Genomic DNA, 13,289 nt, shown 5'->3' with positions numbered 1-13,289 from the left:
CACTTAAGTGCTTTAAATACTAAACGGCAACATCGTCGGATCGATATCATCCACTTTCTGCACTTGATTCGACATCACTCCGTACCCTGTCGCTATCTTATGGCTTGCCCAAATTGCCAGCAGCGCTGCAATGTGCCCATTATCAAGCGAACTGCTGTCGAACTCTTGCTGCATGCCCCGCTTATCAATTTTGCGCACCTGAAGAATGTTCATCGGATTGTACCGCGCAATTGACGGTTCAAACTCGACCAGCCCACCGCGATAGCTTGCCTGGTAAATGCGGATCACTTCTTCAAGATGCTGCTGCGCGTCAAATTTCAACTGCCAATTCTTAATTAAATTGGGTGAATCAGTTACAACCACCGTATTTTTTCGTAAATCCGGCGGCACTGCTAACGTTGTGTAGATCTCCGTCTTTTGCAGCAGGATTTCGCCTGTGTCCTGATAGCACATTGCCATCAAGCGTACAGGATCATCTGAAAAACCGGTCACGCGGCTGTCAATGCGGATCATATCACTCATGAATGTTTTCCTCTGTAATGGCGCCCGTATCTCTATCAGCATGAATTCGGACATGCCCGTCTTCAGCCAGCTTATCCGCTTGAATCACTACGGAATTGTCCAATGGCTTTTCTATTGCAGATCCGTCTGGGGTATAACCATTGTCCGTATTGTTATCATTCGGCCCGCCCAGTCCCAGAATCTGCGGAACATAGCCGATCAGCTGGACATCGATCGTAAAAATAGACAGGTTGATGGCATCACTGGGAACCGGTGATGGGAACAACTGGTTTTCTAAAACTGTGAAGCTGCTGAATTCAGAATGTGTACTGGAAATTTCAAAAGGAACATCTATACGGCGCTTAACATCATCCTGCATGTATGTGCAGAACTGATCGCAGACCGACCGCGCATCATGTGAGTTAGTTGCATAGAAAGCCAATTGCGCTCGTACTGTTTTTGCGACTAAGCGGATCTTCACATACTTTTCGTCGATCACTGCCGGCACAAAGTACGGTACCGGCAATAATTGGCTAACATCGGGCGGTTGATCAATCAATGCCGTAGCTGTCAGCATAATAGGCATAAACGCCGTAGCGCCGCCTGAGACATCAGCATTTTGGCTTTTGCGGTACTCAGCCAGCATCGATTCTGAATCATCCATAAGCCGGCTTGGACAGGACTTTATTGCAGTGCTGATATTCCGATTTTTCCACTCTGTCGTCTGAACAGTTTCAGGCATGAACCATGCCCGAAAATCGACCAGCATTTTATACCAGGCATCTTGAATGCATTTTTGAGGATCTTTGGGCATATTCATCATTAACCCCACCCAAAGATTTTAGTGCCTTTCTTGGCAGCATTGCGCTTCGGCTTTTCTCCATCGATATGCATGCGCGCAATTTCACTTTGATTCAGCAATTGCTCAGCTTCATCGCATACAGAGTCAAATGAACGGATCTCTCCAACCATGCCCGTATAGAAATCCTGTTCACGCTGGGCCTGCAAGACTGCTCGCTGTTCACGTTTAGCCAGCTGCGCGGCAAGCATATCTACCTGATCCAAGGCCTGCTCATTAAACTGATACAGCTGGAACTGTGCATGAATATTATCGAAATCACGTACAATCTGCTGTTCCAGCATATTCGCAATCATCGCTTCTGAAGGCGATAGCAGGGAAACATCTGTCGCACTGTCAAAACAGGAAATGAGGCCTTCCTGCTGCTCAGGTACAGCCAGTCCATCAAACAGCTGGCCATCGCCTACGTTAGTGACATAGTTTGGCTGTGTGACATAGTCATATCCATAAAAATTAACCGGCACTAAACCTAGTCCAGAACGGCGGTAATCCTGAGCTGAGCTGAAACCGCCAACACGGGCTAGATACTGCTTGCGGGCATGTTCCCCTGCTGCATTATCGAGAAACTCTGCTACATGGGTTACATCACCATTTTTATCAGCATAGGATTCAATGGTTCTGAATGCAGCTTCTAAGTACACCACTTTCCCATCAATGACTACGGATTCAGGCGGAAACATGCCGTAGCGGCGGCGGATCTCATGTCCGTTATAGCCGTACAAAGTCCCTGACTTAATCATTTCCTGAACTTTAGGATGATTGATCTGACTGATCATTTCTTTCATATCAACATTGGCGCGGTTTTTACCTGAATGCTGGCGGCCGCGCTCAAATAAATTGTATGTGATTTTCTTGGTTTTTCGAGCTGTATCAGCCATGAAAAAAGCCCCAATAAGTAGATTATTAGGGCTATTTTGGCAATTCAGCGCAGTATAGGTTTTGCAATGTTCCAATTAGACTTGAGATTTACGTGCTGTAAGCTCATCAAGTTTAGTTCTTTCCATTGTCAGCAACACAGTAAGACCATTTTTCATGCCTAAAATGACGCTGGCATATTTACTTTCATACCCTCGCATTCCACCGCAATAGTCAGTGTCGGAAACTTCAATATATGAAATGTCATCTAAATCAACATACTGATCATTGGCTTTTTTACAGCAACGGATTTTAGTCAGCATTGACAATTCTCCTTAACGGCCTAAACGCCGCGCATTTAGGCGCTTTTTCTTCTGGCTGACCTTATTGGCTTTTGCATTTGCTTTGCGTTTCGTGGTGAAGGCATACGGTGATTTATCTGTGTTTGATCCGCTGTGAATGGCTGCCGCAGGAACACTTAAACCGCATGCTAATGCACCCAATAAGGCAACACTCATTAATTTAGATTTCATAATGATTACTCCGCCTTCTGACCTTCAACACCACGTGTCAGCCGTTCAGTTGTCCGTGCATCAAATGCAGCCAGAGCTGTTTCCATAGCTGCAATCGCCTGCTTGTTATGTTCTGAAGGGAATTGGCTGTCTAAAATCTGAGTTCGATGAATCAGCACTTTTAAAAGCGCCTCATTTGTTGCGCCGTTTACCCCTTCTAAAGCCGTTGGACCGTCTTGGAAATGGAGATGAATATCAAAGGGCTCAATGTAGTCTGGGGAATCAGGATTTGCTGAAATTTTATAATAATTGCCGCGGGCATACGCCGTTACGCCGTCAACCTGTTCACCGTTCTGTACCTGCTCAATGACAGCTGGATCTAAATCAGCTTTAGCGTGACCTAAAAATTCTTCAACAATCAGATTTTGGTCACTTCCAGCATCTGCGGTAATAGCCAGTAAGTTTTTATCTGTATTTTCAGCCATGGGCACTCCTGAAAAAATATGCACGATCAATTTAAAGTGACTCCATAAAAACACTTAACTGATTGGGATATTTACGTCAGTTCCAAATCGCTGAAATCAATCACCTGATAAACCCGACCATATACCCCGACACCTATTGAGCTATCCCCCAACTCAACATCCAAAGCCTTTGAATGTACCTTTACCACAACATTGGCGGGAACAAGCCGGCGCAATATGGGTGACAGCTCAATAATTTCAGAAGTATCAACTGTATCCTCAATTGAAATACGCAGCCGGCTTGTAAGGAAATGCTCTGGCTTTTCATCAACCGTAATATGTGCTGGGTAATTCAAATAGGTTTTTATCGGATGCCACATTCGCTTAATCTGCCACTGATCTGTCCAGATCATGCGCAATACAAATTCCAAGAAGCCTAAACCGCGCTCACTGGCCAGACTTGACCAGTTTGCATATATGACCCGCATCAACGTATCGGATGTATATGGGCGGCGCAGCACGACAAGGCCATCCTGCTTAGAAAAGCGTTCAATGACTGTTCGGCTGCCTAAGTGCGGACAGCCATAGTCCAGCATGTCCTTCACCTGCTGTTCAAAGACATCTGCAAAGACTTGCTTAAATGCCTTGGCCAAGGCCGTTTCTAAGCCCTGATGATTATTGACTTGCTGATCAATCGGGCGAGTAAAGCTTACAGTACCCATGCTGCCCCCATCTCTGCAGTTCGTTCTAATTTTAGCGTGATGCTTTCATTGGAGATGTACACCCATTCATGCGGTTTATTTAAGACTGCAGGCACGCTCAGTGAAAAGTCGCTGATATTGTCCTGAAAGGCGGTAATGTTCTTCCGCAGCTGGGTGGATATTTCCTGCGTATTGAAGCCATTCACCAGCCATCGGCTTGCGCTTAATTTCGTTTGGCCATAGCGGTCTACCAGCAGGCCTTTAATCTGAACCTTCACCCCATCCAAATCATGCACGGCTGCCAGACGGCCATTTAACGACAAGGCGTATGGCTTTTCTAAAACGGCATGCACACGGACCCGGTCTTTATACAGGCTATCCAGCTGGCCGATGTACTGAATAATTTCCTGTTCTAGAGTTGCCTGTTCAGCGCTGTTTTTAGCAGTGACGGCAATATGCAAATGATTGATATCTTGATAAGTCGCGCCATAGTAGCGGTCATGCTCATTTTCATTCCATACTGCCAAGTAATAAGCGCGCGGCATAAATTTAGCCCGCACTGAATAATCAAAGTTTCCCAGAAACACGGCGTTTTCATCATAAAGCGAAGGATAGCTGGACAGTACCCGCAGCTCGGAAACATTCAGCGGATCGGCACCCTGGCGCACTGCACCGCCCTGCTTAAAACGTACAGACACGCGCTGTTCATCTGCATTGAATACATCGGCCAGTGAGGCATCTTTCAGGCGTGAAATATCAACATCGCCGTATGTTTCCAGAATGCCAAATGTAAATACTTGATTGGCTTTTGCCGTACATCCCGCGCGATCATCATCACCAAATTCTATAAAGATACGGCGCAGACTGTCCGTGGTTATATTGAATGCATATTCCAAAGGCGCAACATTCATCCAGCGTTTCTTAAGCAGATAATTATCGTTTTGATCATCACGTACTGTAAGACCGGCCAATGACAAATCATCTTGCAATTTTATTTGCGTACGATGGAAACTTTCACTGTTTTGTACAGAGTATTGGACTTCTCTGTACTCACTCTGCTCGGCCAGTACTTCCCCAGTTTCACCTGTCGATACAGTCACAGATTGCAGCAGGCGCCATGGCCTGCCGCTGTTATCTTCAATCAAGCGCCCTTGGCTTAAGCTGATGCTGTTACCTGCACGGTTGATCACTTCCAGAATATGCTGCGCAGGCATTCCTATTGGCAGAATCCCTTTATTGGCCGCATCCGCAATAATTGACCGGTCGCGGGTTTTAATAAACGGCTCAAGCTCTGCAATATCAATTTCCTGACTGAACAACGCCAGAAATGCAGCAATAGAGCGGATCTGCTGGATCACCAATGGATCTTGCGCGTTATATTGTTCCTGAATTTCATAATCATCCAGCGCGGCAACAATACGCGCCTCAAAATCAGCTTGCGTCAGCATCGTATGTTTCCCCCTGCATTGTCAGCTGGCTGTCGCGGATCTGATTTAAGTTAATCGCTACATCACCGACTTTAAGATAAATGACTTTGGTTTCAAATCCTTTATTTTGGCTGTAGAGCGCAAGCTCATCCGCACTGAGCTGCTGAAGAATAGGAATGTCCTGCTTCATCTTGTTGATAAATTCATTCGCCACGGGCGAATCTAGGGGCCCCATCAGCAGGCTGTTCAGGTCTGGCCCATAAGGTGAGCCAAAGTAACCATTGATTTCAGAATTGAACCAATGATCAAGCATGGCCAGTATCTTATTACGATCAATCATAGCCCCGCCTTATGCGCTGCTAATTGCAGGACTTTGCAGAACAGGAATGCTGCTATCACTGTCATGGAATAACAGGTGAATGTGCCCAGAATAATATAAAGAATAAGATCTGACGCGCCGCAGAAAGTCAGCACATTATAGAAAGACCATGTGGCAATGCCGGTGATCAAAACCGCAGGGATCAAAAGCAGATACAGAATCTTCCGTGAATGTCTGAAAACGTTATCAACGACGCCCTGACGCAGAAGATTCATGAGGTGTATTTTACTGCCACGAAAGCCCTTAAATGCGAAATAGACATGCATTGAAAAGAGCAAGACCAGCAGTACATTCAAACCAAAATTCAGCATTACCCGTTCCTAAAGCTATTTATGCTTAGGGTAAGATTTTTATGACTGCAGCCAGCGTACTTGTTCCAATAAAAAAGACCGCCTATGCAGTCTTTTAGAACTAAATAAAATTTATAAAATACTGGCTAGCAGTAATATCAAATAGCTAAGAACGTCTCTAAGTGAGTATCAAAAGCTTACTTTTCTATTGGAGGATTACCACACCTAGGCTGCGTATAATCGCCATTTTGTTAAATAGTGGGTAGTTGAGACCTGTGTAGCAACTTTAGGCCTGTTGCTATGCATCCAAATACAGATTGCACCTCATATTAAAGTTATAAGAGTTTTAGGTTTTAGACAGCACTCTTTAATCAAGTGTTTGTACACCACCACCATTTACAAATAAGGTTTGTCCAGAAATCCATGATGAAATAGGTGAGGCAAAGAATAATACAGCTCTCGCGATATCTTCGGGTTCACCTAATCGTTGCAATGGTGTATGGGAGAGCATCTTTTTTTCAATCTCAGGCTTCAGGACTTTTTCTAGTGCTGCGGTACGAATCGCTCCAGGTCCTACAGCATTAATACGTATATTCGGACCAAAATCATGTGCCAAATTAGCGACCATATGATTTAACGCTGCTTTTGATGATGCATATCCGCTCATAGCAGGGCTTTTGTTAATTGAACTCATAGAGCTGATATTTATTATTGAGCCGTAACCCGCTTTATTCATATGCGGTGCGACGAGTTGACACAATCGCCAAGCAGCAAACACATTAAGCTGAAAATCACGTTCTATAGTATCTATGGTAATTTGATCAGGAGATTCACGGCCACCGCCACCTCCTCCAGCATTGTTAACTAAGATGTGAATGTGACCAAAAATTTCGATTGTTTTATTCACTGCATTGACCAATTGATCATCTTGCAGAATATTGCATGCAACATATTCTATGTTGCGTCCAGTTAGTTTCTTTATTTCTTCAGCTGTATGTTTAGCTACTTCTAAATTTAAATCGGCAATCATAACGTCCGAGCCTGCTTGTGCAAGAATAAGAGCGCTGGCTTTCCCAATACCTGCTGCACCGCCTGTTACAAGTGCTATTTTATTCGTCAGTGATAATAAACTTTGTGGCATCATTTTGATTTATTTCCATTTGTATATAAAACTAGAAATATTTAACTCTTCTACTGCATAGCTTTATTTTGAGTTCAAAATCCTAAATCTACCGTATCATTTTGAATTGCAGGTATTTACAGTTTTCCCTTGTTCAACTGAATTGATAAAGCTTCCAATCAGGAATTCACTTTGTCTTAAAGAGTCACGATGATCTCCATTTTTGACTGGGTGAAAGGAAATAGGTTTTTGCGTCTTACATATTTGCTGATAGTAAGCATAAGTACCACTGTAATCTACAAGCTGATCTTTATCACCTTGTACAATTAGAGTCGGCACAGTAGGTGTCATATTATCAATAGACTGTTTTTTTAAATAATTTGTCAAAGGTGTCAAATTTACATTCGGTTTAAAAACTGTTTTAGGTGCTGTCTTTAGATCAGATTGTAATTCTGACAAACAGCGATTACGTGCATAATTTAGAATTTCCCCCATGTCTGAGCTAACTAAATTTGCTGGAGCTATGCTAGGATCTGCTGCTTCTGCTCCCAGAAGCACGATTGGAAAAAATGCGGCAACACTTGTTTCAATTTGAGAATGGGTTGCTACGTATTCAGCGATTCCTTGGTATTGATAGCCACCTGGTGCGAGTGCAATGGCACCTCTTAAATTGAGTTCAGGTGCATCTTTCTGGCCATCCGCTGCAACCTTCAAAGATGCTGCGCCTCCTTGACTATGCCCCATTACATACCAGTTTTTACTAAATTTATAAGGCTTTAAAAGGTGGGTTGCCCGGACAGCATCAACGACAGTGTGCAACTGGCTTTGTGCATTCATATATGGATGTCCACCTGGGGTACCTAAACCCTGATAATCAGGAGCGACGACTGCATATCCACGAGCAAGCCAGGCATTTAGTGCTTTAGCGGCAATTTGTTGATAGACATGGACTGGTCCACCGGCATAATCTCCAGAAGGTGCACAAGTATCTGCTACACCAGTTGTACCATGAGCCCAAGCAAGAACAGGCCAACCCCCTTGGGGAACTTTACCTTTAGGCAGTAAGAGATATCCTGAAGTCACAATTGGTTCAGACCGTACTCCGCGACTACGGTAAGTGATTAAGAACCGCTGTGAAGCATTCGTAAATAGATCGATATTCTCTTCTTTTATGGATAAGATTGTTCCTGGCGTTTTGCTAGAGATATTAGACGTTTGGACTTTACCATTATTGAGAAAGATAGGAGAGGCTATTGCATATGTTGAATTTAAGCAAAGGCAGCTTACGACTAATTTTAGAATGGGATGTTTAATTTTCATCACTGGCACCATCTTTCTTTTTTATAATGTCATTTTTAATGTATCAGCTTTATCTTGTTTTCTAAACAAAGTATTAAAAATTCGGTATGAGCCTAAGTTTTATAGTGATGATTTAAGGCTTCTTTTATTATGTTACTTTCACAAAGATTATAAAATTTTCCTAAAATTAACATAATACGCGTTATACGAAATGATATATAATATCCCTTTGAAATCAAAGCTGTAGATTTCTATTTTCGACCCATTCCCTCCAGAATGGGTTTTTTTATGGATTCTTCATGTTCCACGCCTGTTCTTTGATCAATGTTTCACAACTTTGATTAGCCCCCCCTAAACAAGCCTCTTAGCCATTCGGCAAGAAAAACCGCCTCGAAAAACCCTTCATTGAACAGCAACCCCGAAAGTTCGACACTTATTTTCTATGGGGTAGCCTGCTTTAACTGCTGCAGTAGCTGATCACGATGTGCTGTCATATCTGCGACATCTTGATCCAGTTGCTTTTCCTGCTCCAGTTTTTCGGACAGCTGTTTAGGAACGCTATTGGACTTGCGCCGTGGAATATTCACTTTTTCTTTTTTATTCTGCTGCTCAATCTTCGGCTGTGCGGTGCGGATCAACTGAGCAATACCGGATACGGCGTTATCAAATGTCTGTTTATAGTCATCACTGAAGTCACCGGACAGAACAATTTCTTTGCCATTGAGCGAAGCTTTAAACACATCAGCACTTGCGCGGGCAAATAGAGTGAGTTCTTGGCCGCCGGCAAATAAAAATATAATTGGAGCAACACTGACGCCACCTTTGCGCTGTACCTTCTTAATTTCGGTCAACGGAATCGATTGCCCTGTCGCCTTTTCTAAAGCGCCTTTAATCTTTTGAATATACGGCGTTTGATCTGTAATGGCTGTAAGGTTGAGATTGCCCATAAAAAAAGCTCTATTGATGAATAGGGCAATTTTGAATGATTATTTTAGTAATCTTTCAGACTGTTCCAATCTCATCCATTACCCATTGGCGGGTGAACAATCACTCGTAAGCATTAAAAAATATTAACCATTCCACACATCCCCCATCCCAAGTCCGCCAGTAATAGCGTGGGCTAATAAGCGATCGCTCACATTTTGGTTAATGTTCCCACTATTTTGATTTACAACAACGACTTGCTGAGGGCTTGGAGAAGATAGGTATTCTTTGGCTGGCTCAACATGTGTATTGATTTTAGGTGCACTAAATGATGTAGCTAAGGATGTTGTCCGCGCAATCGTAGGCGTTTCAGAGGTTTTTAAAGCAAGCATTGAATTCGTATTATTTTTCGCACTATTTACGATTGATGCAGCCTGATTGTTCACTGGAGATTTTGAACCCGCAGTTTGTTTCCTATTATTTAAAATCTCTTCACTGGCCTTCCGCATTGCATCAATGCCACCATGGCGGGCTTTATTTAAACCATCACCATCATAGTTCCCAACTCCACGTGCATTTTTGACTCCTGCCCATTGTTGGGACGTTTTGTTTGCTAAAGCTGCCGCATTTCCAGTTCTAATCCACTCATCTAATTGTTTCTTCCCGCCAGCATAATGAATTGCCAACTTATCTTGATTTTCCGCGTTGTAGATATCACTGTCTTTAAATCCAGCTTGTGAGGCCATTTTTGCAAACGCACCATTATTCCAAATATTCTGATATCGCCCTGCTCCTGTCGATTTTGAGCCAGCTTTAATCAATTGCTTTTGATAAGCCTTAACCTCACCAAAAGTCATTTGTGAAATGGGTTTCGGCGGCCTAATCGGCGCACCGCTGTATACGGCATCATATCCAGATGTACCGAATGCCCCTTTGGTTGATTCTCCTCGTGCAATCTCATCTAATATTGGTGCATATTCACTCGCTGAAAACGAATTTAAAGACGCCCCGCCATACTGCGCAGGCGCATCCAATCCCTGACCGCCGTATTGTTTACGAAATAACAGCGATGTACCGCCACTGTTGCCAAAGAGTTTCTGTTTTATCCAATCGTACCCGCCTTTGATTAAATTGGCGCTCTGCCCGACCGGTGTTAAGTCAAAAGCCTTTTTCGCCAAATCAATAAAACTGTCCCAGCCGCTTTTAAGCAAGCTAGGTAAATCAGCTGACTTTAAACTGTCAGTCCATTCCTTAAAATACGGCGCAACAGTACTGCCAAGCTTTTCGCCGATCCAAGCGCCAGCCATTCCGCCTATAAGGGTTCCAGCGGGCCCCAGAAAACTTCCTGCTACAGCTCCAATTGTTCCGCCTGCAAGGCTGCCTACTGTGCCGCCCTTTTCTTTAGTACTTTGGCTCTTCCAGTCGCTGAATGACAGTGCTGTGAGTAAAGCGCCTAAAACCGGTATGCCTTTACCGAATTTAAGAATTTTTCCTAAACCTTTACCGCCTTTACCCAGCAATCCACCTAAAAGGCTGCCACCTGTACCCAAAAGTTTACCAATGCCGCCCAGCAGGCCACCTTTAGATGATAGATTGTCTGCAATCCGCTGCAGCATCTTAATCTGCTTCTTATTATGTTCACTCTCTTCCTTAGGCAATGGCTCACTGCGTTTGCGGCTCTTCATCAGCCCGGTTAGCGGGCGCAGCATAAAGCCTGCTGCGCGCTTCACTGGCGATAATACAGAGGCAACCTCATTAATGGCGTCAATAGTAGGGTCTACGCCCTGAGGAGAGCTGTTTAAGCCATTGGCTATTGCTGTACCTATCGTTTGCGTAATTTTACCTAAGGCTGTTCCACTTTGCTGGCCAGATCCAATAAAGCGGCCATTTGAATCACGCTGGCGGTCTGTTCCCAACTCGCGCGCAATACTCTCTTGCGAATCAATGACGATAGGTTCTTTTTGAAAAGCGGGTAATTTAAGCTTGGTTTTACGGTCTGCAGGCTTAGCCGCTTGAGCCACAATGTCTTCAACCTTCTCAAGCACTTGATTCATCGCAGTAGTGGCCTGCCGTTGCTCCTTCATCAAGCTTTCGACACTAATGGGCTGCCGTTGTGCATCCTGTAAGGCCTGCGCCAATGCGCTCAGCTTAGGCTGCGATGCATGCTGATATTGAATTGCCTTGGCATTCAATGCCTGCTCCAACAGGCTGATTATCTGCTCTACGTTTTTATCAATCTTGGCCACATCGCGGCCAGTCTGTTTTAAGCCAATCAGAAAACCAAGCTCGTCATATTGCAAACCACTTGAAGAATTTGACATAAAAAATCACCCTATTTTTACATAGGATGATTGTCGGGCAATATCTATGAGTCTCAGCCTTCAGTTCCAGTAGATCATCCTCTTCAGGCTCCCAAATCCCAATCTTGCGTTAATTCCCCCAGATAACACCCCTGACATGATGCTTTACAGCCTGTACAGAAAACTGTACAATTAAACATGTACAGAATATTGTACACCTACTAAAACTCTCGCCTAGCAGATATATGGAGTTTTTCATGCAAGTATTTACATATACAGATGCACGTAACAATCTAAAATCCGTTTTAGACAAAGTTATTGATGATGCGGATGTAGCCGTTATTACTCGCAAAGAAGGTCAACATGCGGTTGTGATGGGTCAAGACCACTACAACAGCGTAATGGAAACATTACATTTGATATCTTCGCCAAAGAATGCAGCACACCTTGCAAAATCAATTGCAGAGTTTCGTGCATCTAAAGCAATCGAAAGAGAACTTTTAGATGAAACGGAAGACTAGCTTTACCCCTTCAGCTTGGGATGATTATGTATTTTGGCAAAGCCAAGACAAAAAGACGCTTAAGCGAATCAATAACCTCATAAAGGAATGCCAACGCACACCTTTTGAAGGTATTGGAAAACCTGAAGCTCTACTCGGTGATTTATCGGGATTTTGGAGCAGAAGGATAGATGAACAGCATAGGCTAGTTTATGCGGCAACAGACGCAGAGATAACGATAATTGCTTGTCGATATCACTACGAATGAATACAGGCCCTTACTTTTTTGAGTAAGGGCTTTTATTCTTTTATGATCGTAAACTCATCATTATCTTCCTCTACAGCCTCACCTGCCTCAATGATCTCAAGCTTACGCTGAAATGCTGCAAGTTTACCTGCCTTCATCGCCTGTTTTGCCTCAAGCAGCTTCTGCTCAGCTCCCGCTACAACTGCGGAACGCCGTGCCTGTACCTCGGACTGATCTTTCAGGTCTTCCAGCTCAAAACCCCAAAACAATGCCTCTGACCGGGCTATGTTCGTCAAAGTAATACTTTGCTTCACATTCAGTTCAACAATCTGGCTGATTAAACCCATTTTGAACTTTACATTATTAATTATGCGTTCTGTTTCATCAGTGATGGGCCCGCTTATATCGATCTGCAGCACTTCATCACGTATATGGATCACACTGTCAATTGTATCGCCTGCAAGCTGGCCTAAATCAGCCAATCGATTGCGATTTTTTCGAATAATTGTTGCTGAGGAAAGCTTGTTTGTATGGACTCTGTCAGAAGTATTGTATTTCTGCTGATTTTGACCAGTTAAATTAGGTAAAAATGACGGATTTTTGACGTTCTTTTCAGCGTTATTTTCTTCTGTACTATCATCATCTTGTGAGTTTTTCTGACCAGTCTTTTGACTAGTCATTTTTTTGATCTCCTTATTGAGTTCTCTGGCGCTCTTTTTGACTAGTGATTTAGCACTCTTCTTCCATTTTTCAGCTAATGCTTTACGGCGAACAACCGATGCGGAAGGCATCTCACAGCCAAGTTCTTCAGCGACAGAATCAACCAATTGCTGCCATGTCATTTTAGGCGATGATTCATACACTGCCTTTAATCGCTCCCAAACTTCCTGCGGATAAGATTGTACTGCCAT

The 13,289-nt window shown here is 43.6% G+C and carries 17 protein-coding genes; 2 read left to right on the top strand and 15 right to left on the bottom strand.

The genetic code is table 11. The features are described from left to right. Positions 1 to 12 precede the first annotated feature (12 nt). From AZH43_RS03335 to AZH43_RS03270, 14 genes are all read right to left on the bottom strand, one after another. Positions 13 to 522: a hypothetical protein gene (locus AZH43_RS03335; protein ID WP_067666578.1), complete on the bottom strand. Its 510-nt coding sequence runs from the start codon at positions 520 to 522 to the stop codon at positions 13 to 15. Beyond that, positions 515 to 1,321 (bottom strand): hypothetical protein, encoded by an 807-nt coding sequence (locus AZH43_RS03330; RefSeq protein WP_067666688.1) that lies wholly within the window; start codon positions 1,319 to 1,321, stop codon positions 515 to 517. Before AZH43_RS03330 ends, AZH43_RS03335 begins: the two co-directional genes overlap by 8 nt. A gap of 2 nt (positions 1,322 to 1,323) precedes the next feature. Continuing rightward, positions 1,324 to 2,238, bottom strand: coding sequence for a hypothetical protein (locus AZH43_RS03325; protein WP_067666576.1), 915 nt, complete (start codon positions 2,236 to 2,238; stop codon positions 1,324 to 1,326). Between the two features lie 75 nt (positions 2,239 to 2,313). Further along, positions 2,314 to 2,538 carry a hypothetical protein gene (locus tag AZH43_RS03320; RefSeq protein ID WP_067666573.1) on the bottom strand — a complete coding sequence of 75 codons (225 nt, stop codon included), beginning with the start codon at positions 2,536 to 2,538 and terminating at the stop codon, positions 2,314 to 2,316. Positions 2,539 to 2,550: 12 nt separating this feature from the next. Then, positions 2,551 to 2,748, bottom strand: a complete 198-nt coding sequence (locus AZH43_RS03315) for a hypothetical protein (RefSeq protein WP_067666571.1) — start codon at positions 2,746 to 2,748, stop codon at positions 2,551 to 2,553. A 5-nt stretch (positions 2,749 to 2,753) separates the two neighbouring features. Continuing rightward, positions 2,754 to 3,212, bottom strand: coding sequence for a hypothetical protein (locus AZH43_RS03310; RefSeq protein ID WP_067666569.1), 459 nt, complete (start codon positions 3,210 to 3,212; stop codon positions 2,754 to 2,756). 71 nt (positions 3,213 to 3,283) lie between these two features. Continuing rightward, entirely contained in the window at positions 3,284 to 3,913 is a 630-nt protein-coding gene (locus AZH43_RS03305) for a hypothetical protein (RefSeq protein ID WP_067666567.1), read from the bottom strand. After that, positions 3,901 to 5,340: a hypothetical protein gene (locus AZH43_RS03300; protein ID WP_067666565.1), complete on the bottom strand. Its 1,440-nt coding sequence runs from the start codon at positions 5,338 to 5,340 to the stop codon at positions 3,901 to 3,903. Before AZH43_RS03300 ends, AZH43_RS03305 begins: the two co-directional genes overlap by 13 nt. After that, complete coding sequence (locus tag AZH43_RS03295; protein ID WP_067666563.1) at positions 5,324 to 5,659, bottom strand: hypothetical protein; 336 nt, start codon at positions 5,657 to 5,659, stop codon at positions 5,324 to 5,326. Before AZH43_RS03295 ends, AZH43_RS03300 begins: the two co-directional genes overlap by 17 nt. Next, a complete protein-coding gene (locus tag AZH43_RS03290; RefSeq protein WP_067666561.1) occupies positions 5,656 to 6,009 on the bottom strand; it encodes a hypothetical protein in 354 nt (117 codons plus the stop codon). The genes AZH43_RS03295 and AZH43_RS03290 overlap by 4 nt, the downstream gene beginning before the upstream one ends. Positions 6,010 to 6,355: 346 nt before the next feature. Then, a complete protein-coding gene (locus AZH43_RS03285; protein ID WP_067666685.1) occupies positions 6,356 to 7,129 on the bottom strand; it encodes a glucose 1-dehydrogenase in 774 nt (257 codons plus the stop codon). Between the two features lie 96 nt (positions 7,130 to 7,225). Then, the gene (locus AZH43_RS03280) at positions 7,226 to 8,440 is read right to left on the bottom strand and encodes an alpha/beta hydrolase family protein (protein ID WP_415711223.1); all 1,215 of its coding nucleotides are present in this window, start codon (positions 8,438 to 8,440) and stop codon (positions 7,226 to 7,228) included. A 407-nt stretch (positions 8,441 to 8,847) separates the two neighbouring features. Further along, positions 8,848 to 9,354 (bottom strand): hypothetical protein, encoded by a 507-nt coding sequence (locus AZH43_RS03275; RefSeq protein WP_067666557.1) that lies wholly within the window; start codon positions 9,352 to 9,354, stop codon positions 8,848 to 8,850. A gap of 123 nt (positions 9,355 to 9,477) precedes the next feature. After that, on the bottom strand, positions 9,478 to 11,652 hold the full coding sequence (locus AZH43_RS03270) for a hypothetical protein (protein ID WP_067666555.1): 2,175 nt from the start codon (positions 11,650 to 11,652) through the stop codon (positions 9,478 to 9,480). Positions 11,653 to 11,888: 236 nt separating this feature from the next. Between AZH43_RS03270 and AZH43_RS03265 the strand changes: the two genes are divergently transcribed. Together AZH43_RS03265 and AZH43_RS03260 are read left to right on the top strand one after the other, a co-directional pair. Beyond that, entirely contained in the window at positions 11,889 to 12,152 is a 264-nt protein-coding gene (locus tag AZH43_RS03265) for a type II toxin-antitoxin system Phd/YefM family antitoxin (RefSeq protein WP_067666553.1), read from the top strand. Further along, on the top strand, positions 12,136 to 12,399 hold the full coding sequence (locus AZH43_RS03260) for a Txe/YoeB family addiction module toxin (RefSeq protein WP_067666551.1): 264 nt from the start codon (positions 12,136 to 12,138) through the stop codon (positions 12,397 to 12,399). Before AZH43_RS03265 ends, AZH43_RS03260 begins: the two co-directional genes overlap by 17 nt. Before the next feature lie 32 nt (positions 12,400 to 12,431). On the opposite strand, the gene AZH43_RS03255 is transcribed toward AZH43_RS03260, so the two are convergent. Further along, complete coding sequence (locus AZH43_RS03255) at positions 12,432 to 13,289, bottom strand: hypothetical protein (RefSeq protein WP_067666549.1); 858 nt, start codon at positions 13,287 to 13,289, stop codon at positions 12,432 to 12,434.

Origin of the sequence: Acinetobacter pragensis, from assembly GCF_001605895.1 — a bacterium.
Taxonomy (GTDB): domain Bacteria; phylum Pseudomonadota; class Gammaproteobacteria; order Pseudomonadales; family Moraxellaceae; genus Acinetobacter; species Acinetobacter pragensis.
Note: the sequence above shows the minus strand (reverse complement) of the source record. Positions and strands in the feature narration are given on the sequence as shown.

Bases quoted from the DNA above. Each gene is read 5' to 3' on its own strand.
- AZH43_RS03255 (WP_067666549.1), bottom strand. From the start codon at position 13,289: ATGGCAGTACAATCTTATCCGCAGGAAGTTTGGGAGCGATTAAAGGCA.
- AZH43_RS03330 (WP_067666688.1), bottom strand. From the start codon at position 1,321: ATGAATATGCCCAAAGATCCTCAAAAATGCATTCAAGATGCCTGGTAT.
- AZH43_RS03295 (WP_067666563.1), bottom strand. From the start codon at position 5,659: ATGATTGATCGTAATAAGATACTGGCCATGCTTGATCATTGGTTCAAT.
- AZH43_RS03280 (WP_415711223.1), bottom strand. From the start codon at position 8,440: ATGGTGCCAGTGATGAAAATTAAACATCCCATTCTAAAATTAGTCGTA.
- AZH43_RS03315 (WP_067666571.1), bottom strand. From the start codon at position 2,748: ATGAAATCTAAATTAATGAGTGTTGCCTTATTGGGTGCATTAGCATGC.
- AZH43_RS03335 (WP_067666578.1), bottom strand. From the start codon at position 522: ATGAGTGATATGATCCGCATTGACAGCCGCGTGACCGGTTTTTCAGAT.
- AZH43_RS03275 (WP_067666557.1), bottom strand. From the start codon at position 9,354: ATGGGCAATCTCAACCTTACAGCCATTACAGATCAAACGCCGTATATT.
- AZH43_RS03320 (WP_067666573.1), bottom strand. From the start codon at position 2,538: ATGCTGACTAAAATCCGTTGCTGTAAAAAAGCCAATGATCAGTATGTT.
- AZH43_RS03325 (WP_067666576.1), bottom strand. From the start codon at position 2,238: ATGGCTGATACAGCTCGAAAAACCAAGAAAATCACATACAATTTATTT.
- AZH43_RS03310 (WP_067666569.1), bottom strand. From the start codon at position 3,212: ATGGCTGAAAATACAGATAAAAACTTACTGGCTATTACCGCAGATGCT.
- AZH43_RS03260 (WP_067666551.1), top strand. From the start codon at position 12,136: ATGAAACGGAAGACTAGCTTTACCCCTTCAGCTTGGGATGATTATGTA.
- AZH43_RS03300 (WP_067666565.1), bottom strand. From the start codon at position 5,340: ATGCTGACGCAAGCTGATTTTGAGGCGCGTATTGTTGCCGCGCTGGAT.
- AZH43_RS03285 (WP_067666685.1), bottom strand. From the start codon at position 7,129: ATGCCACAAAGTTTATTATCACTGACGAATAAAATAGCACTTGTAACA.
- AZH43_RS03265 (WP_067666553.1), top strand. From the start codon at position 11,889: ATGCAAGTATTTACATATACAGATGCACGTAACAATCTAAAATCCGTT.
- AZH43_RS03270 (WP_067666555.1), bottom strand. From the start codon at position 11,652: ATGTCAAATTCTTCAAGTGGTTTGCAATATGACGAGCTTGGTTTTCTG.
- AZH43_RS03305 (WP_067666567.1), bottom strand. From the start codon at position 3,913: ATGGGTACTGTAAGCTTTACTCGCCCGATTGATCAGCAAGTCAATAAT.
- AZH43_RS03290 (WP_067666561.1), bottom strand. From the start codon at position 6,009: ATGCTGAATTTTGGTTTGAATGTACTGCTGGTCTTGCTCTTTTCAATG.